Below are 19,796 nucleotides of genomic sequence, written 5' to 3'. Positions count from 1 at the left end.
GCGGTCTTTTAACCAAGCCGCTTTTTTATTTACATGTAATTGTTAACTGTTGTTTTACAAACTAATTTCAGCAGTATAAGCACTACTAACTGGTACACAAACACTGCCCAAGTGCAGTTGGTGACGTTCTATACGGTCTACTTTCTGCTTGTTTACAATAAATGAGCGGTGCACCCGTACAAACTGCGGCTTGGGCAGTAGTTCCAAAGCTTCGCTGATGGTTAACCGGCTCATTATGCGACGGTCATCCGTGAGCACAAAAGTTATATAGTTACCGCCGCTTTCGAGGCACAGCAACTCAGCAAAATTAATGCGGATAGTCTCGTAACCCGATTTGATAAAAATACTATCGGGTAACTGTGCCTTGTTTTGCCGGGTTTGCAACAACTCATTTACTTTATGACAAGCCTTTAAAAAGCGGGGAAAAGCAAATGGTTTGAGTAAATAGTCTACAGCGTTTAACTCATAGCTTTGCACTGCATGTTCGGCATAAGCGGTGGTAAATACCACCAGCGGCTTAGGCTGCAAGCTTTCCATCAGTTCCAAGCCCGATATATCAGGCATTTTAATATCCAGAAACAACAAATCTACCGGATGATGCGCCAGGTAAGCCAGCGCCTCAAAAGCATTAGTAAAACAGGCAACCAGATTTAAAAAGGGCACCTTGCTGCCATGCGCGCGTATCACTTCCAGCGCAAAGGGTTCATCATCAATCGCTATGGCGGTAATCATTTATAAATATTGTTCTATCTGGCGGTATAAAACTGCTTCCTCACTGGGGCGTTTGGCATCCTCCTGCACCAGCTTGCCGTTTTTATCAAATATAAAGTATGTGGGGTATAATTGCTGTTTATCTTTCGATGAATGCAGTTCATCCCAAAATTTGGCAATATTTGCCCGGCTTTTGCGTAAGTGCAGGCCGGTCAGCCCGTTCACTTTTAAAAACTCGCGCCAGTGCGCATCCTTGTTATCTTCGTCCATATCCAGGTATACAAAAGCTACATCTTTCCCGGCAAAATGCCGCTTCAGGTTGGGGTTGAAACGAAGTTCCTGCTTACAAGGGCCACACCAGGTACCCCAAACATCCAGATAAACCACTTTACCTTTTAGCTGACTGATCACCTGATAAATTGAAGTAATTTTTTCATACCCGTCCATAATCCGGATGTTGCTGTTCACCTCGTTTTGAGCAAGCGTAGTTTCCATAAAATTGATTTTTGCTGTCAAGCCCGGACGGTATTTACTATTGGGGTATAGCGCAATCATTTCCTCCATTAATGGCTTGGCATAAGCTAGGTCTTTATCAAGACATACCTGAGCGATATCCTGCGCCAACATTACTTCGGCTATACGTTTATCATAATTGTTGCGCATAGCTAACCAGTTCAAAAACATTTTGCCCTTTGTTTTTGCCAGCACATTACCGCTATCCAGCGAGACATGATAAAACTTAAGTGGAATTTTGGTTGCATTTTCCTGATGTGTCTGCATATCGGCAAACGCCTGTGCCTCCATATACCCCACATACCTGTCGGCCAGCCAGTAAAACTGTGGCCCGGCTGGAAATACAACTGGCTCCATATTCACATCGCGAAAAATCATTCCCAACGATTTTAATAATTCGTCGCGTTTCAGGCTTAACGGACCGGTTACAAAGAAGCTTAATTGAACAAGAGCTTCGGCTTTTACTTCTTGGGCAATCAGTTGCTTATCATGTGTACTTACATGTGCCACATCAACTTTAACTAATTTCTGATCCCTTTCGGCAAGCCAGGGCTTGATAATTTTCTCCTGTACCTCTGCCAAACTCAGTTTTGCATAATCGTTACGGCCTTCGGGCTGCTGATTGAAATATGGAATAGCTCCCATGCTGATATTATATAACAATCGGTTTTCATTGGCTGCAGTACCTTTAAAGCTAATGGTAGTATCGACTGGGTTAAGCTCCAGCTTTAATGCCTTACCCGGCGTAAGCAACAAGGTATAAGTATTGCCCTTGAATCTGAATGTTGCAAACTTTTGTTCTGTTATCGGCAAATTGATATTAAAGTTACCCTTAGCGTCTACCAATAATTTAACATCGTTATCAGTATCATAAGTGTATATGTAAGGAATATTAAGATATAAAGTATCAGCCTTACCATTATTCAACGTTTTGCCGCTTAATTTAAACTGGGCATAGCCACTAAGCGTATAGATAATGAGCAGAAAAAATATAAACAGTGCTTTCATGATAATTGCAGGGTTAAGTGTATAAAAAATTCGGTTGGTGTTTGACGGATGACCAGCTCATGCTGTTGCGGGTAAAGCAGTTGCAGGCGCTGCTTTACGTTTTCAAGGCCGATACCGGAGCGGTGCTTTTCAGGGTCGGTTTCCCTTTCGGTGTGTACGCTGTTATTGACATCCAAGTGCAACTGGCTATCTTTCACTTGTAAATTAACTTTAATCCACGACCGCTCCTGCAAACTGATACCATGCTTGTAAGCATTTTCCACAAAAGGAATAAGCAACATTGGGGCAATGTGATCAGTAGTATCTTCCTGCGGTAACTGCGCCACAATCTCAATATTAGATGAAGCAGCTAAACGCATATTTTGCAGGTTGATGTAATTGTTCAGATAATCAATCTCACTGCTTAAAGCAATGCGCTCCTGGTGATTTTCGTGCAGCATAAAGCGCATCATATCCCCCAGCTTTTGTATACCTTCGCCAGTTTTTTCGGCTTGTTCGGTTAAAGCCATGCCGTATAAGGTATTCAAGGCATTGAATAAAAAGTGGGGATTAATTTGTGAGCGCAGAAACTGTGCATCAGCAGCAGAATTACCTAAATCGGTACGCAATCCGGCCAGTTCTGCTTCCAGGTTTTTGCGGTAACGCTGTACATAATATGCCCATGGCGTAATAAGGCATAATTGCGATAACCATGCAATGGCAAACAACATACAAAAAGCCCATGGTGCATAAGCTACCTTTGCAGCATACAGTCCGCTGAACGGTACGTTAATAACAAAGGTACTTGTAAACAGCAACAGCCAAAAAGCAGGTTTACCTTCGCGGCGGTACCAGTAACGCGGAACCAGCCAGTGCTGAATGAAAAGGTATGTAATAAAAGCACAAGGTATAATCGTGATGACAAACAACGTCCAGCCCCAATATACCTTTAGCCAAATGCACCCGCTAAAAACCATTAGCCAGCCAATAACAAAGTAGGAGACTTCTGTAGCGAGCGCCCGGTGGTTGGTATTGGCAATCCTCATGTTTCGCAACAGCAGCCAGTTGATACTTTGCTTCGCTGCCTGATAGGCTAATAGCACAAGGTACAGGGTCATCACCCGATCCATCTGCTTGTACCCGGCATTCCAGGCGCTATCGGTTTCATAAGGCTGGCCCAAGTAAGTTTTTACACCCAGCAAAACCCAGGTCATCACAAAACCACCAATTACAGCACTTGCTACCTTTCCCCATTGCTGATTGATGATATACCGGTTTGGCAACCCGCAGGCCATCCATATAAATGTAAGGTAAACAGTCAGACAAGTAATAAGCTGCGGAGTGACGTAATGGATGGCAAAATCAAAATGCAGGCCACGGGCGGCAAACCGATCAGCCTCGGAAGAGTGATAGATGAGATTGCCCTGATAGTACAAATGTGCCGTGCCCATCAGGTCATATAAGCTTACGAGCAGCAGCAGCGTGGCAATAGCAATTTCTATATATCTGAATTTCATGCTGCAAGCTTAAGCCGCTTTAAACAGGCATGAAAATAAATGTGATAAAAGGGCAGATAAATGTGATGAAAGAGATCAGGGCTCCAATTTACTTAAATTATTGGAGCTAAAAGTCTATTTTAGCATTGCGAGCCGCTTGCTATACAGAGGCGCCTATGCCCCCATGCAGTTACCACGTTATCGCTCGCTATGACAATATTGGTTTATATAAAAGATTGCTCTTATTTATACAACACATACTTCAACCGCATTTTTTTATACTGGCTTAGGCCGGGCTCCCATGTTTTGCGGATCTGGGCTTCGGTTTTGCCTTGGGCTATCTGGGTTTTAAATCCATCGTTTCCAATCAGGCGCTCAATGCGGCCCATGGCCTTGCTTTGCGATGAATCGAAAAACTTGTCTTTATCGGGGTATGCATTATACAAATCAATCATCCATTGCAGGTTGATGCGGCCGGCAGCATGCAGGGCTTTTACATCGTATTGGCTTAAGTCTAATCCGTAACAATTAGCATCCTGGTGCAGCGGCGCTTCAGACATGCCTTTGATGCTCACCGGCGTAAACGAGAACTGGTATTTGCCTTTTAATAAAGGTGCGCCCAGTACGGTAAAAGGCATATAGGTACCCCTGCCTTGGCTGATAATGGTACCCTCGAACAAGCACAGCGAAGGGTAAAGCATAATGGAAGTTTGTGTATTAAGATTGGGCGACGGATGTACCGGCAACTCATAATACATGCTGTGCGTATAATTTTTTACCTGAATAACACGGATTTTGCACTGCAGGTTATTGGGCAGCCAATGTTCGCCGTTTACCATACGGGCAAATTCGCCCATCGTCATACCGTGAGTAACCGGGATGGGAAATTTACCGATACCCGATTTAAATTTCATATCCAGCACTGGGCCATCTACATAAGCATTAGGATTAGGGCGATCCAGAATAATAAGTTCTTTGTTGTTTTCGGCGCAGGCTTCCATTACATCGGCCAGGGTATTAATCATGGTGTAAAAGCGGCAACCTACATCCTGAATGTCAAACACCATTACATCTATGCTATCCATCTCGGCCTTGCTGGGCTTGCGTTTGGCGCCATAAAGCGAAATAATAGGGATACCTGTTTGCTCATCCACCTCATCTTTTACCACTGCTCCGTTGCTGGCATTGGCCCTGAAACCGTGTTCGGGGCCGAAAATATATTTAATGGATATGCCCAAGGCGTGCAGGCTGTCCACACTCAGTTTATTGCCAATAATGGAGGTTTGGTTCACCAGCATTCCTACACGTTTTCCTTTTAAATAAGGCAGGTAAGCCGCAGTTTGATCGGCACCGGTAACAACTTTTTGCGCTTTTACGGTGACCACCGGTGGGGCAGACGATTGCTTCGGTTTATAGTTGGCTACACAGGTGCCCAATAACAGTAAAGAGATGCTTGCTAATTTTAACATAGATACGTGCTGATAAACAAGTATAAAGTTAATAGGCCAAAAAAAGAAATGTAACAAGTGTACGAACAGATGAGGCGCTTTGAATTTGAGGCTTTAATTTGGCATCGTACATAAATAATGCAACCTTTACCAACCATCTGTTAAATACATTTATGAAAAATCTATTATTCCTGCTTTTACTGTTCTGTACGCTTACACTTCGGGCACAGCAAGTGTATGAAACCGAAAAAGGTATTCATTATTACGAACAAAGCATCAACCAGAAAGATGCTTACATTAATTCCCAATGTTTGCTGGATTTTTATTACCCAAAAGGCGCTAAAAATTTTGCCACTATTGTATGGTTTCATGGCGGCGGTATAACCGGTGGGCACCGGGAACTTCCTAAAGCGCTGATGGAAAAAGGTTATGCTGTGGTAGGCGTAGGGTACCGTTTATCGCCCAAGGTAAAGGCTCCGGCCTATATTGAAGATGCGGCGGCAGCAGTGGCCTGGGTGTTTCAGCATGTAGGCAGTTATGGAGGCAACACTAATCTAATCTTCCTGTCTGGCCACTCAGCGGGTGGCTATTTAAGTGAAATGATCACGTTGGATAAGCATTACCTGAACAAATATGGCATCGATGCCAATCGCATTGCAGCACTGATTCCGTTTAGCGGACAGGCCATTACCCACTTTACCATCAGGCAGGAACGCGGCATGAAAGATACTCAGCCACTGATTGATGAATATGCGCCCTTATACCATGTGCGGGCAGATGCCCCGCCAACCTTGCTCATTACCGGCGACCGCGAAATGGAGCTATTAGGCCGATACGAAGAAAACGCTTACCTGTGGCGCATGATGAAACTGGTGGGCCACAAGCGCACCCGCCTGTACGAACTGGATGGTTATGACCATGGCGGCATGGCAGAGCCTGCTTTTCCTTTATTATTGAAAGAAGTAAAAGCGATTAGTAAGGAAATTATGGAAAAGAAGTAAATTTGAATCAACGTCATGCTGAACTCGTTTCAGCATGACTATATACTTACTCCTTCCCCATCACATAAAACAGCACTTTGCGGTGCAGTTCATCGGGTAGAAAAGGCTTTACCAGCACATCGTTCATCCCAGCCTGTCCCGCCCGAACTTCTACCTCTTGGGGCAGGTTGGCCGTCAAGGCTACTATCGGGATAGTAATACCCTGTTCACGCATTTTTCGGGTAGCTTCGTAGCCATCCATTACGGGCATACTTAAATCCATCAGCACCAGCTGGTGTTTGTTGTTATCTACTTTATTCAATGCCTCCAGGCCATTTTCGGCTACCTCAACGGTAGCGCCCCAGCGTTTCAAATAGGTTTGTGCAACCAGCACGTTCATCAGGTTATCTTCTACCAGTAAAATGGAAATTCCGGTAAGCGGCTGATAGCTTTCCAGTGGTTGCGGCGCTGCGGGTGCCGGAGCAACGGGCACCATTGATTTTTTAAAAGTTTGGGTGAAACAGAAAGTAGATCCTTTTCCTTCCTCACTACTAAGCTTAAGCTCTGTTTGCTGTAATTGTAAGATGCGCTGGCTGATAGCCAAACCCAAGCCTGTACCACCAAACCCACGCGATGTAGAAGAGTCAGCTTGGGTAAAGCGGTCAAATATCAAAAGCTGTTTTTCTTCGGGAATACCTATACCGGTATCTGCAACTTCAATTAATAAAGTAACCTGTGTTTCGGTTTGCCCTTTTACCCGTACGCATACCTCAACTTTACCAACCGAGGTGAATTTGATTGCATTGTGTACCAGATTGGTTAACACCTGCGATAAACGGGTAGGATCACCCAGCACTTTGCTTTTTAACCCGGCATCTAACTGGCAGTTTAACTCAATACCTTTATCAAGCGCCATACTACGCAGGCCGCTCACCACATTTTTTATAATGGTGCTTACGCTCATTTCAATGTGCTCAAAGGTTATTTTACCGGCCTCAATCTTATTATAGTCCAGCACATCGTTTACAATAGCCAGCAGGTTATTGGCCGAAAACAGCATTACATCCAACTGCTCTATCTGATCTTCGCGGGGGTTGCTTTTTAACAGCAAATGCCCCATACCAATTACCGCGTTCAGCGGTGTCCTGATCTCGTGGCTCATATTGCTCAAAAATTCGCTTTTGGCAATAAGCCCCTGTTCGGCCTCCATGCGGGCCTTGTTTAAAATGAATGATACCCGGTGCGATAGCACTAATGATTGCAGGAAAAAGAAGCCGATGTAACCAAAAAAGCTCAGCAACTGCATAGGCGGAATCAGCTCCCAGTAATGCAGCAGGGAAATAGCAAATAGCATCATGAGCGTAAACACACTGCACAATGAGTAAAAGGAGCCCGGCCTGTGCCTGCGGTAGGCTTTCACGTATACATAAGGAGTATAAATCAAGCAAAAAATGGTTACAACTAAAAACGGATTAATAAGCTGTGTAAACCACGATGGCGGCATGGTAGCCGAAATCAAAGAGAAAAAGAAGCACGAGCCGGCAATGATATAAACTATTGTAAGGTTGATATCCTTCGGGTACAGGTAGCGTGTATATAAGCCGAATAAGCCTACGCCCAAAAACAAACTGATGTATTCCAACCTGATAGCTACATACCAATCCAGGCCCGGCAACATATCATGCAGTGCATAATTATCAGTACCTATAATACGGTAACTGTAAGCAATGGCAAATAAAGCAAATAGCAAAATGGCCTTATCTTGGTTGCCAAAAAGATACAAACCCAAAAAGAACAAACCACCCATAAACAGGCAGCCGGTAAGCAGCAAGTCTATCCCCTCCGCCCGCTGGCGTTTCAGGCGCATTACGGCCTTCTTTCCGATCTCGATGGGTTGGCTGATACCGCCCTTACTGTGCGCATAGTTAGCTATCTGTAAATGAATGACCAGCGTATCTGCATTGCCGGGAATGTCAACCCATTGATGTTGCCAATAAGGCACAAAACCTTTGGGGCCGGTGGTTACACAACCGTTTTCTACCGCCAGTTCGCCATTAATATAAAAACGGTAAGCCGAGTATACATCGGGTAACGAAATACGTAATGGGCCGGTATGGCGGGGCAGTAAAAGTTTAAGCTGGTAAGTGGCATAACCAAACGCCGGCAGCTGTTTACCGGAGATCTCCCCGTCTGACCATTTGTAAGGGAAATTTACAGGCACTCCTTTTACTCCTCCACCGGGTCGGCTAAACAACTGATGCCAGTAAAACAACCATGTACCGTTTAACTGTACTGCATTATTAAATGATTGGCTTCGCAAATCTATCACGCCATTTTGCGCTAATGCAGGGTTTGCAGAAGAAGTACATCCTGCCAATAGCCCAAAACTGAGACCCAGCATTAAAATGTATATCATTCGTTTGCAGAACATAAATAAAGCGGATACGGAAAATAAAAGGGTGTAATAGAGTTATACCAATAGTTTGGATAAAGATAAAATATTTTGTGCCAAGTGTTAAGCACATTTATACCTGTTTTAATTCAATGAATGAGCACTGTTCGATTTGCGCCATGCTCTGATAGAATGACTAATTCACACATTTTACTACTCAACCAGCAAGCCAATAGTGTACATTTAACACTATAGAATTCATCAAAAATTTTTCATATTGTAAATATTACACTAAGTAAAAGATGCTAAATTCATATTTTTTAAAAAATATCTATATAATTATTAAAAATTAATAATAATTACATTTAATTTGAAATATTTTTAACACAAACCTATCTTTGTTGAAACAAAAGATCACAAATAAAATGAAAAAGTTTTTATTAGCAACATTAGTATCAGCCTTAGTTGGCCTGAATGTATACGCTGCAAAAGATGATAAAAAAACTGATGACAAAACTGCTTCAGTTACTTATAAAACCGCTACTCAGTTTGAAACAGATTTTAAAGATGCAACTGACGTGATATGGAAAACCGGCAGCCGCTGCCAGCAAGCTGACTTTACTGTTGATGGCCAGCGTATGAGTGCCTTCTACAGTTTCGATGGCCAGTTTATGGGCTTAACCCACAATGTAACCGCTAAAGCCATTCCGGCCAAAGCCATGGAAAAAATTGAAAAGCAATACGAAGGTTATACCGTTGGCCGTGTGATTGTACTGCAAACCAACACTGCCCTTAACCCGGATTTAGACCCGGTAGCTTACTTTGTTGACTTAAAAAACGACAGCAAAGAGGTTTTAGTAAGAATTACCCCACAATTAAACATTGAGTTTTTTCAGCAAATTCAATAATTTATAAAAAATACATTTAGCTTTTAGTTGTAAGCCATGCGGATAATCTGCATGGCTTTTTTGTGGACAGGCGGTATTTGATAAAGTTAAAAAACATCAACAATCATTATTTCTACCTGATTTTTACCAAGCACGAATTGAGATGCTTACATATAACTAATGCTAACCCATTTTGTCATGACGAGCGGCAGCGTGGCCATCGCTTGCTGTATAGAGGCGCAGATGCCTACATGCGATAGCCACGTCGTTCCTTCTCGCCATAACAATTGGGTTGACGCTATATGAGAATGCCCGGACTATTCCTTATTATTCAATCAAGCCTATAAAATTGACCCTTGTATCACACAGCTGCAAATAAAAAAAGCGGGATTTAATCCCGCTTTCAATTATTTCTTCATTAACTCAATGAAATCATCAAATAAATACCGGCTATCGTGCGGGCCGGGTGATGATTCGGGGTGGTATTGTACTGAGAATGCTTTTTTATCTTTTACACGGATACCTTCAATAGAATTATCGTTCAGGTTAACGTGGGTGATCTCTACTTTTTCAGACTCACGTACGGCATCCTGCACCACACCGAAACCGTGGTTCTGAGAAGTAACTTCGCAATGATCTTTGATCACATTTTTTACCGGGTGATTTAAACCACGGTGACCAGTGAACATCTTTTTGGTTGGGATGTCATTGGCCAGAGCCAGTAACTGGTGACCCAAGCAGATACCGAACATGGGCTTATCAGCATCTAATATCTGCTTCACGGTTTCAATAGCATAAGGCATCGCCGATGGGTCGCCGGGGCCATTGGAGATAAAGTAGCCGTCAGGGGCAAAATCCCGCTCCATTTCTTCAAACGTGGTTTTGGCCGGGTATACTTTGGCAAACACCTCACGGTCATCAAAATTGCGCAGGATATTTTTCTTCACGCCTAAATCCAGCACCGCTACACGGTAAGGGGCATCTTCATTGCCGAAAGTATAAGTTTCGGTAGTAGAAACAATAGAAGATAACTCCAGGCCATCCATTGATGGTACCGCAGCCAGTTTTTCCTTCAGCTCTTCAATGTTAGTATTTTCTGAAGATATGATGGCGTTCATCGCTCCCTTATCACGAATATGGCGTACCAGCTGGCGGGTATCAATATCAGAAATACAAACGATGTTCTGCTCTTGGAAATAATCCTGAATTGATTCGTCGGCCTGTTTGCGGCTGTAGGCAATATTGTAATTTTTACAAACCAAACCGGAAATCTGGATATGGCCCGATTCATTTTCATTTTTTGCGATACCATAGTTACCGATATGGGCATTGGTAGTCACCATAATCTGGCCATAGTACGATGGATCGGTAAATACCTCCTGGTAGCCGGTCATGCCGGTGTTAAAGCAAATTTCTCCGGTAGTGGTGCCTATTTTGCCGGCAGCTTTGCCATGAAAAACAGTGCCGTCGGCCAGCAGCAATACAGCCGGTAATTTGGTGTAGTTGGTCATTTTGCAAAAAAATTTAATGGAAAAACAAGAAGCCGGTCGGCTAAGTGTAAAGCGCCGTGAACAGTAACAATGCAATTAAAATCACAAAAGGCTGAATTCACGCCGCAAAAGTACAACTTTTAAGAAAATTTTATAGGCTTTTATATCATTTATATATCAAATATCAGGTAAAAGACTTACAGAGGTGCAGCAGATGTTCAAAAAAGGCGCTGATATCCCTTTTTATGCAGGGCAGTAGTTACATTTGCAGCACTAAAATCATACATCTTATGTCTGTTAATAAAGAAATCAAGCGCGTAACCACCCACATTATTCAGGAAATGAAAAACCGGGGCGAAAAGATATCTATGCTTACCGCTTACGATTATTCAATGGCAGCTATTGTAGATGCCGCAGGTGTAGATGTTATTTTAGTGGGCGACTCGGCCTCTAATGTAATGGCCGGCCACGAAACCACCCTACCCATTACGCTCGATCAGATGATTTATCATGCCTCCTCAGTAGTGCGTGCCGCAAGCCGTGCGCTGGTGGTGGTAGATTTGCCTTTTGGTTCTTATCAGGGTAATTCTAAAGAAGCTTTGAACTCCGCTATCCGTATCATGAAAGAGTCGGGCGCCCATGCTGTAAAAATTGAAGGCGGTTTGGAAATTGCCGAATCGGTAAGCCGTATTCTCACCGCAGGTATTCCTGTTTGCGGGCACCTGGGTTTAACGCCTCAATCTATTTACAAATTTGGAACGTACTCCGTTCGGGCCAAACAAGAAGCAGAAGCTCAAAAATTAAAAGAAGATGCACTGAAGTTGCAGGAATTAGGCTGCTTTGCGGTAGTGCTGGAAAAAATACCAGCCAAATTAGCGGCTGAAGTCTCTGCTACTTTACAAATCCCAACCATTGGCATTGGTGCCGGTTCGCATTGCGACGGGCAGGTACTGGTGGTGCATGATATGCTGGGCATCAACAAAGAATTTAAACCCCGCTTTTTACGCCAATATGCTAACCTGAATGATATTATGCATGAGGCCATACAGCACTATGTAAGTGATGTGAAAAGCAAAGATTTCCCGAATGAGAAGGAACAGTATTAGATTAGTTCATAGTTGATGGCTCATAGCTCATAGAAAACTTATATGCCTTTTCGATTTGAAGATCTGCAGGTATGGCAGAAAGCACTTAATTTGAGTGAAGAAATCCATCAACTTACCAAAACGTTTCCAAAGGAAGAGCTTTTTATCTTAACTTCTCAAATAAAGAGAGTAGCTGACTCTGTTGTATTAAATATAGCAGAGGGTTCTACAGGGCAAACTAAACCTGTTTTTATAAATTTCTTAAACTATTCTTTACGTTCGGCAATTGAAGTAGTGAGTTGCTTATTATTGCACAAAAGCGGCAGTATATAAACTCTGTTGATTTTAGAAGACTTTATGACGAGTACGAACATTGGGCTAAAATGCTAACTGCCCTCCGCAATTCACTATGAACCATAAACCATGATCTATGAACTACTCAGACATTACCGATAACGATATACTATTCGAAGACAACCACCTTATTGCCGTTAATAAGCGTGCAGGTGACATTGTACAGGTAGACGAAACCGGTGATGAGCCTTTGGATGAAAAAGTAAAGCGCTACCTGGCGGCTAAATACAATAAACCTAACGGCGCATTTTTGGGCGTGGTGCACCGCCTGGACCGCCCGGTGAGCGGGGTAATTTTGTTCGCCAAAACCAGCAAAGCGCTGGAGCGGATGAATGAACTGTTTAAAACCCGCCACATTCGTAAAACTTATTATGCTGTAGTGCGCAACCGGCCCGAGCCGCCTTACGGTAACTTGGTGCACTGGCTTGTGAAAAATCCGCAGAAGAATGTAACCAAAGCACATAACCACGAGGTGCAAGGCAGCCAGCGCTCAGAACTACATTACAGGTTGGCCGGAGAGTTGAACGGTTATTACCTGATACAGGTAAACCCAATTACCGGCAGGCCACATCAAATACGGGTGCAGCTATCTACATTAAATTGCCCTATTGTGGGCGATAATAAATATGGCTATCCGCGTGGCAGCCTGAAGAAAAGTATATGCCTGCATGCCCGCCGCCTGCAGTTTATCCACCCGGTAAAAAAAGAACCGGTTGATATATTGGCCTCATTGCCCAAAGATGGCTTTTGGGAAAAGTTTGCCTATCTGGTGCAGGAAGGCGACCATATAGTGCATGAAAAAGAAGGATAAATAATATAAACACTTTATCATTTCGAGTGATAGCGTGGCAACCGCACGGAGGCATCTGCGCCTCTGTATAGCAAGCAGTTGCCACGGCTATCGCTCGAAACGACAGATGAAAACTATCTATTTCCTCTCCCCTTCATAATACAAGCCTACCTGGTGCCGCGCCTGATCAATCATTGTTAACATTTGCCGGGATAATTCATGGGTAATTACCGGGCTTTCTGTTTTACCTTCCCTAATCAATTGGCAAAAATGCTCCGTTTCATAATTGAGGCCACCATGCTCGAAAGGCTCATCCAGTTCAACAGTGCGGCCGTCTAAGTAACTGATGGTGGCTTTGGCCGGGTTCCACCAGTTTTTATGGATGATGATACGACCCTGGGTTCCGGCAATCAGGGCATCGCCGTAGCCATGCACATCCAAACCGCAGTACAATTGTGCAAAGCCATTTTCGTGGCGGCTTTGAAACACTGAAAATATATCTACCGGCGTACCCTCAAACCGGCCAAGCGTTTGCAGGTCAACCAGGTTACCCAACCAGTCAATAGCTAAAAACGCTTCATAAATACCGATAGAGGTCAGGCTGCCGCCACCTAGTTCGTAACTAAAATTGGGGTGATCACGTGTTAAATCGGCCACTGCCGAGCCGGCACGAATGTAGCGCACCTCTCCTATTCCATTGGTTTGCAAATGCGTTTTTAAACGGCGGTATAATGGAAAAAAAGGCGGCTTCATCCCCTCCATAAACAGCAGTTTCTGCTGGCGGGCCACAGTAAGAATTTCTTCAAGTTCGCTTACATACAAAGCTGAAGGTTTTTCGCACAGCACATGCTTGCCCGCCTGTAGTGCAGCTATACTGTACTGCTTATGGCTGTCGGGCAGGGTGGCTATGTAAACGGCATCAATATCTTCGGCATTTAATATTTCCTCAATGCTTCTGAATACCTTACCCCCGTATTGATCCGCAAAGGCGTCTACTGTTTCAGGCCGGCGCGACCAAGCACCTGTGTATGAGGCATTGCTTATTACCTGCAGCCCCTGCATAAAGCGATGAGATATACGGCCACACCCTATAACGCCCCAACGGATATTCTCTTTCATAATGATAAAATTGATGCGGAGGTAAAGCTAAAATTTATTTGAATTAACCGTTGCACGGATACTTTATTTAGCACCCTTGAAACTTTACCATACGGATTTGATGGCATTTTTTGATTGAACTTCTTCCGGGTAGTTAAAATTTGTTAAAACCGAACAATAATTTGTTTTATACGTAAATATGTAACTAACTTGTGTGCAATATTTTGCACTTTTTAAAGCAGAGCAGTTTCACTATCAAAATAATTTTGTTTACCTGTTAAAAAACGCGTTATATGAGATTTTTTACTCTTGTATTTATTTTACTGGCGCTGTCTTTTACATCCTGCAAAAAGGATGAGGTAACTGTTAAGCAATTGGCAACGGTAAGTAGTCCTGCTAGGCAAATTATGGTTACCGGTGTAAACGGCCCTACCCAAGGCAAAGTAGATCAGCAATTATTGTTTACGCTGGTATGGCCAAATGCCAATAACACTCATTATTTTGATAGCCTGGCCGTTAGTCCTATTCACGTAAATACACAGCACATAAAAGTGTTTGTTACTAAAGATAGTGTTAATGCCAATGCTGCTCCGCGCGCCACTGCAGCTGTATACAAGTTCAAAGCTTCATCCCCTGGCACCTATTACCTCAAATTTGCCAAGCCGAGCAACGATAGTTCGTATTCTATTATTGATACCATAATTATTAAATAGACACCTGCCCCTTAAAATGTGGCCTGTGTTTTGTTAAACTATTAACTAAACATGCCACTATGAAAAAGGGAGATACTGTTCACTGGAACTGGGGAAAATCGGAAGCTGAAGGTAAAGTTGAAGCCAAGCACACTGAACCTGTAGAAAAAACGATTAAAGGCAGCAAAATAAAACGCAATGCCAGCAAGGATGAACCTGCTTATGAAATTAAACAGGAAAACGGAAGCAAGGTCATTAAATCGGAAAGCGAGTTGACCAAAGGCGCAAAAAAATAATGTATTTATAAATAAGAATGCTGAACTAAAAATTCAGCATTCCTGTTTGTCCCCCTCTGCTTACTGCATACTTAAATGCTTTTACCGTAAAATTTTTGTTTTCTGCCGCTCAATTGGTGGAAATATCGTTGCCATCACCGACTTTTACAGTATGGCACAGCAACCTATCATTAAAGTTGAAAATCTGGTAAAGCAGTACGGTAACTTTACCGCCGTTAAAGGCATCAGCTTTGAAGTTTACGAAGGCGAGATTTTCGGCCTCTTAGGCCCGAACGGCGCCGGCAAAACCACTACCCTCGAAATTATTGAAACCCTGCGCGACAAAACCTCGGGCGAGGTACAGGTAGACGGCTTTTCGGTTGACCGTGATGCCGGCCATATCAAGCAGCGCATCGGTGTACAGTTACAAGCCGCCGGCTATTACCCTAACTTAAATTTAACAGAATTACTGATACTTTTTTCCGGCTTGTATGGAGTTGATGTTAACCCTTTAGAGATGCTGGATAAAGTAGCCCTGCGCGATAAAGCCAAGGCTAAGTACAAAGAACTATCGGGCGGACAAAAACAGCGTTTTTCCATTGCCACCACTTTAATCAACAATCCACGTATTATATTTTTGGATGAGCCTACTACTGGGTTAGATCCGCAGGCCCGCCGCAATTTATGGGATTTGATACGTAATATCCGTAGCAGCGGCACTACAGTAGTCATCACCACACACTATATGGATGAAGCCGAGATTTTGTGCGACCGGGTAGCTTTTGTAGATGGCGGCCAGATCATCGGTATTGATACGCCCGATCATTTTATTGATGAGCTGGTAGCCTCCGGTTTTGAGCGCAGCAAACAGGTAAAGCAAGCTAACCTAGAAGATGTATTTATTGCCAAAACGGGCAAGGAACTAAGAGCGGAGTAATCTTTAGAGTCAAGAATCAAGAAGCTGTCTAATTCCTATATTAATTTTTGGCTTCTGACTCTTGATTCTCCATCTCCAATATTTAATTAATGATATGAACAACAACCATACTAAACCTTACAGTGATTTTAAAGCTACACTGGCCATTGCCAAAGCCAGTTTCAGGTCTATTACCCGCAGCCCCTCGGCTGTCGTATTTACACTGGCATTCCCATTGATTTTTATCCTGGTTTTTGGCTTTATTGGCGGAGGTAGTATTACAGTAGATGTAGGGTTGGCTAAAAGCAGCGATACCATCAATCCGGTATATCAGGCATTGAAAGGTACCTCGGTAGTGCGGCTGGTAAGAGATATAAACCCTACCGAAGCACAAAGCCGTCTTCAAAAAGGCACATTGGATGCAGTTATTGATATTAAAAAAAATGCAGGGCCAACGCCTTTCAGAGTTGACGTAAGCTACAGCCATGCTTCTTTAGAAAAAGGCAACATTCTGAAATCGATACTGAACAACATATTTTACCAAATTAACACCCGTTTGCACGGCGGTGTACCACCTATGGCCGAATTGAGGGAAGTGACGGTAAAGGGCCGCGAATATAAAACCATCGACTTTATATTGCCTGGTCAGTTAGGCTTCTCCTTATTGAGTACAGGCGTATTCGGTACTGCCTTTGTGTTTCTAAGCCTACGCCAAACACTGGTGATTAAACGTTTTTTTGCTACGCCGGTAAAACGCTCCAGCATTGTGCTTGGCGAGGCGCTGGCCCGTATTGTATTCTCATTAATCGGTGCACTTTTTATTATTATAATCGGGCATTTTGCATTCGGATTTACTTTAATTCATGGCGTTACTACGGTGCTTAATTTGCTGGTGTTATGTACTATTGGGGTTATTGTATTTATGGGTTTTGGCTTCATTGTATCAGGCCTCGCTAAAAATGAAAGTACTATACCACCAATTTCCAACATCATTACGCTACCACAATTCTTGTTATCGGGCACTTTCTTTTCTATCAGCGCGTTCCCTAAATGGCTGCAGCCCATCAGTAAAGCCCTGCCGCTTACCTATCTGAACGATGCCATGCGGAAAGTATCTTTTGAAGGTGCCGGCCTGTTTGATTTAGGCCAGCAATTGCTGGTGATGCTGATATGGGGCATCATTATTTATACCGTAGCTGTAAAAACCTTTAAATGGGAATAAGTTAAATTAAAATCAACATATCAGTTTATATTTGAACCTGTGTTAACATTAATTTAACACAGGCTTTTATGTACCGTATCTTACTATTGTTATTCGTCTTTTTGTTTTGCTTTACAGCAACGCAGGCACAAAATTCTAAAACCGGCACCTGGGGTTTAGTTACCTTAGTTTTACCGAGCGATACCAACCACCGTTGGGGTGGTTATACCGAATTGCAAACCCGCACCAATACTCTTTTTGACCAGTTTTTTTATTACGAAGTTAAGGGTGGTGTAAGCTACGCTATTAAGAATAATTTCATCGCTTTATTAGGCACAGGCCGCTATACCACTTATAACTATGGCCATGTATCTGCCGGCCCCAGTATTACCGAAACCCGATTGTGGGAGCAGTTCATTTTAAATGAAGCATTCGGCCGGTTCAAATTTGAAAACCGCATCCGCATTGAGCAGCGTTGGTTGAACATTGGTTACCGTAACCGCTTCAGGTACAGGTTAAACCTCATTGTACCTTTCAATCATCAAACAGTAGCACCTAAAACGGTATTTGCCTCTATATATAACGAGGTATTTTTTAACAACGAAGATCCCAACTTTGAGCGCAACCGCATATCGGCAGCTTTGGGTTACAAGTTTGATAAGTCCTGGAGCTTTCAGGCAGGATGGATCAACCAATATAATCATTTTGTTGCAAACAGTGGCAACAAGAACAATTTACTGCTCATCCTGATGTACCAGATCAACCGAAAGAAAAAGCCAACAGTTGATGAACTGCCGACCTTTAAAGACTGAGTTTTGATCAAGCTTTTTATTATAATGAGCGAAGCACTTATACATTGGCAACTGCACTGCCACTGTCATGCTGAGGCACTCGAAGCATGGGCGCACAGGCTGCTGCTATGAATGGCTCTGCCACCACCCTTCGAGTACCTCAGGGTGACAAGTGCCTGCATTACACTTTTATAAAATTCATAGCCTTTAAAACCTTATATTTTCCTAAACCTATCTCTCTCAGCATTGTATATAGGTAACAGCGGTGTAACAGATATTACCTAAATAGATTTTGAGTTTAAATATTAAGTTTTTGCGCTTATCTTAGCCCGCGTTTAATTGTAGTATCTACACTTACCAAATCCATATTAAAAATGAGCTTGATTATTGATGTACATGCCCGCCAGATTTTAGACTCGCGCGGTAACCCTACTATTGAGGTAGATGTATTAACTGAAAACGGCGCTATGGGCCGTGCTGCGGTGCCTTCTGGTGCTTCAACCGGTGCGCACGAGGCGGTTGAACTGCGTGATAACGACAAAAGCAAATACATGGGCAAAGGCGTATTAAACGCGGTAGCCAATGTAAACGATAAACTGGCCAAAGAACTGCAGGGCATGGATGTGTTTGAACAAAACGCCATTGATAAACTGATGATTGAAATTGACGGCACTGCCAACAAAGGCAACATCGGCGCCAATGCCATTTTAGGTGTTTCTTTAGCGGTAGCTAAAGCGGCTGCACAAGAAAGCCGCCAGCCTTTATACCGCTATGTAGGTGGTGTAAATGCAAACACTTTGCCTATCCCGATGATGAACATCATCAACGGCGGTTCACACTCCGATGCGCCTATCGCCTTCCAGGAGTTTATGATTATGCCTGTAGGTGCTCCTTCATTCTCTGAAGCGCTGCGCTGGGGTTCTGAAGTGTTCCATAACCTGAAAAAGATTTTGCACGACCGTGGTTTATCTACTGCCGTAGGTGATGAAGGTGGTTTTGCCCCAACTTTTGAAGGTACTGAAGACGCTGCCGAAACCATTTTGAAAGCGATTGAAAAAGCCGGTTACACCCCTGGCGTAGACATTTGCCTGGCTTTGGATTGCGCTGCATCTGAGTTTTTTGTAGACGGCAAATATGATTATACTAAGTTTGAAGGCGATAAAGGTGCCGTACGTACCAGCACTGAGCAGGTTGAGTACCTGGCACAATTAGCCGAAAAATATCCGATTATTTCTATTGAAGATGGTATGGCCGAAGACGATTGGGATGGCTGGAAACAACTGACTGACCGTTTAGGTGCACGTGTGCAGCTGGTAGGTGATGATTTATTTGTAACCAACACCGAGCGTTTACAAGAAGGTATTGACAAAGGTATTGGCAACTCTATCCTGGTAAAGGTAAACCAAATTGGTTCTTTAACTGAAACCATCAACGCTGTTTCATTAGCACAAACACATGGTTATACTTCAGTAATGAGCCACCGTTCAGGCGAAACTGAAGACAGCACCATTGCTGACTTAGCTGTTGCTTTAAACTGCGGACAAATCAAAACCGGTTCTATTTCGCGTTCAGACCGGATTGCAAAATACAACCAGTTACTGCGCATCGAAGAAGAATTAGGCGCCAACGCCAAATTCATCGGCAAAAACTTTAAATTCTTTAAAAACAGATAATCAAAGTTTTTTGATAT

At 43.2% G+C, this 19,796-nt stretch carries 18 protein-coding genes; 11 read left to right on the top strand and 7 right to left on the bottom strand.

All coding sequences use genetic code 11. From position 1 onward, the window contains the following. Positions 1-54 precede the first annotated feature (54 nt). From ACYVNW_RS01185 to ACYVNW_RS01170, 4 genes are all read right to left on the bottom strand, one after another. Complete coding sequence (locus ACYVNW_RS01185) at positions 55-732, bottom strand: LytR/AlgR family response regulator transcription factor (RefSeq protein WP_460678004.1); 678 nt, start codon at positions 730-732, stop codon at positions 55-57. Further along, positions 733-2,232, bottom strand: coding sequence for a TlpA family protein disulfide reductase (locus tag ACYVNW_RS01180; protein ID WP_460678003.1), 1,500 nt, complete (start codon positions 2,230-2,232; stop codon positions 733-735). Then, positions 2,229-3,728: a sensor histidine kinase gene (locus ACYVNW_RS01175; RefSeq protein WP_460678002.1), complete on the bottom strand. Its 1,500-nt coding sequence runs from the start codon at positions 3,726-3,728 to the stop codon at positions 2,229-2,231. Before ACYVNW_RS01175 ends, ACYVNW_RS01180 begins: the two co-directional genes overlap by 4 nt. A 221-nt stretch (positions 3,729-3,949) precedes the next feature. Beyond that, positions 3,950-5,176, bottom strand: a complete 1,227-nt coding sequence (locus tag ACYVNW_RS01170; RefSeq protein ID WP_460678001.1) for an exo-beta-N-acetylmuramidase NamZ family protein — start codon at positions 5,174-5,176, stop codon at positions 3,950-3,952. A 152-nt stretch (positions 5,177-5,328) separates the two neighbouring features. Between ACYVNW_RS01170 and ACYVNW_RS01165 the strand changes: the two genes are divergently transcribed. Continuing rightward, positions 5,329-6,156, top strand: coding sequence for an alpha/beta hydrolase (locus ACYVNW_RS01165; RefSeq protein WP_460678000.1), 828 nt, complete (start codon positions 5,329-5,331; stop codon positions 6,154-6,156). Between the two features lie 46 nt (positions 6,157-6,202). Here the strand turns inward: ACYVNW_RS01165 and ACYVNW_RS01160 are convergent, their stop codons facing one another. Continuing rightward, on the bottom strand, positions 6,203-8,551 hold the full coding sequence (locus tag ACYVNW_RS01160; RefSeq protein ID WP_460677999.1) for an ATP-binding protein: 2,349 nt from the start codon (positions 8,549-8,551) through the stop codon (positions 6,203-6,205). A gap of 401 nt (positions 8,552-8,952) precedes the next feature. On the opposite strand from ACYVNW_RS01160, the gene ACYVNW_RS01155 reads away from it, so the two are divergent. Next, the gene (locus ACYVNW_RS01155; RefSeq protein ID WP_460677998.1) at positions 8,953-9,435 is read left to right on the top strand and encodes a hypothetical protein; all 483 of its coding nucleotides are present in this window, start codon (positions 8,953-8,955) and stop codon (positions 9,433-9,435) included. Between the two features lie 386 nt (positions 9,436-9,821). Here ACYVNW_RS01155 and carA read toward each other — a convergent pair whose 3' ends face one another. Beyond that, complete coding sequence (gene carA, locus ACYVNW_RS01150) at positions 9,822-10,925, bottom strand: glutamine-hydrolyzing carbamoyl-phosphate synthase small subunit (protein WP_460677997.1); 1,104 nt, start codon at positions 10,923-10,925, stop codon at positions 9,822-9,824. A gap of 269 nt (positions 10,926-11,194) precedes the next feature. Here carA and panB point away from each other — a divergent pair, with 269 nt between their 5' ends. The 3 genes from panB to ACYVNW_RS01135 all read left to right on the top strand — a co-directional run bounded on the left by panB (position 11,195) and on the right by ACYVNW_RS01135 (position 13,154). Next, positions 11,195-12,010, top strand: a complete 816-nt coding sequence (gene panB / locus ACYVNW_RS01145) for a 3-methyl-2-oxobutanoate hydroxymethyltransferase (protein WP_460677996.1) — start codon at positions 11,195-11,197, stop codon at positions 12,008-12,010. Between the two features lie 42 nt (positions 12,011-12,052). Beyond that, positions 12,053-12,322 (top strand): four helix bundle protein, encoded by a 270-nt coding sequence (locus ACYVNW_RS01140; protein ID WP_460677995.1) that lies wholly within the window; start codon positions 12,053-12,055, stop codon positions 12,320-12,322. 97 nt (positions 12,323-12,419) lie between these two features. Beyond that, the gene (locus ACYVNW_RS01135; RefSeq protein ID WP_460677994.1) at positions 12,420-13,154 is read left to right on the top strand and encodes an RluA family pseudouridine synthase; all 735 of its coding nucleotides are present in this window, start codon (positions 12,420-12,422) and stop codon (positions 13,152-13,154) included. A 117-nt stretch (positions 13,155-13,271) separates the two neighbouring features. Here the strand turns inward: ACYVNW_RS01135 and ACYVNW_RS01130 are convergent, their stop codons facing one another. Continuing rightward, entirely contained in the window at positions 13,272-14,252 is a 981-nt protein-coding gene (locus tag ACYVNW_RS01130) for a Gfo/Idh/MocA family protein (protein ID WP_460677993.1), read from the bottom strand. Positions 14,253-14,524: 272 nt separating this feature from the next. On the opposite strand from ACYVNW_RS01130, the gene ACYVNW_RS01125 reads away from it, so the two are divergent. From ACYVNW_RS01125 to eno, 6 genes are all read left to right on the top strand, one after another. Next, positions 14,525-14,944 carry a hypothetical protein gene (locus ACYVNW_RS01125; RefSeq protein ID WP_460677992.1) on the top strand — a complete coding sequence of 140 codons (420 nt, stop codon included), beginning with the start codon at positions 14,525-14,527 and terminating at the stop codon, positions 14,942-14,944. A gap of 59 nt (positions 14,945-15,003) precedes the next feature. Further along, a complete protein-coding gene (locus ACYVNW_RS01120) occupies positions 15,004-15,219 on the top strand; it encodes a hypervirulence associated TUDOR domain-containing protein (protein ID WP_460677991.1) in 216 nt (71 codons plus the stop codon). Positions 15,220-15,370: 151 nt separating this feature from the next. Next, entirely contained in the window at positions 15,371-16,135 is a 765-nt protein-coding gene (locus tag ACYVNW_RS01115) for an ABC transporter ATP-binding protein (RefSeq protein WP_460677990.1), read from the top strand. 94 nt (positions 16,136-16,229) lie between these two features. Next, a complete protein-coding gene (locus tag ACYVNW_RS01110; RefSeq protein WP_460677989.1) occupies positions 16,230-17,336 on the top strand; it encodes an ABC transporter permease in 1,107 nt (368 codons plus the stop codon). Between the two features lie 68 nt (positions 17,337-17,404). Next, positions 17,405-18,127 carry a DUF2490 domain-containing protein gene (locus ACYVNW_RS01105; protein WP_460677988.1) on the top strand — a complete coding sequence of 241 codons (723 nt, stop codon included), beginning with the start codon at positions 17,405-17,407 and terminating at the stop codon, positions 18,125-18,127. Positions 18,128-18,480: 353 nt separating this feature from the next. After that, positions 18,481-19,779: a phosphopyruvate hydratase gene (gene eno, locus ACYVNW_RS01100; RefSeq protein ID WP_460677987.1), complete on the top strand. Its 1,299-nt coding sequence runs from the start codon at positions 18,481-18,483 to the stop codon at positions 19,777-19,779. Positions 19,780-19,796: the final 17 nt, after the last annotated feature.

This window comes from Mucilaginibacter koreensis, assembly GCF_054783355.1.
This window is presented reverse-complemented; position numbering and strand designations above follow the sequence as displayed.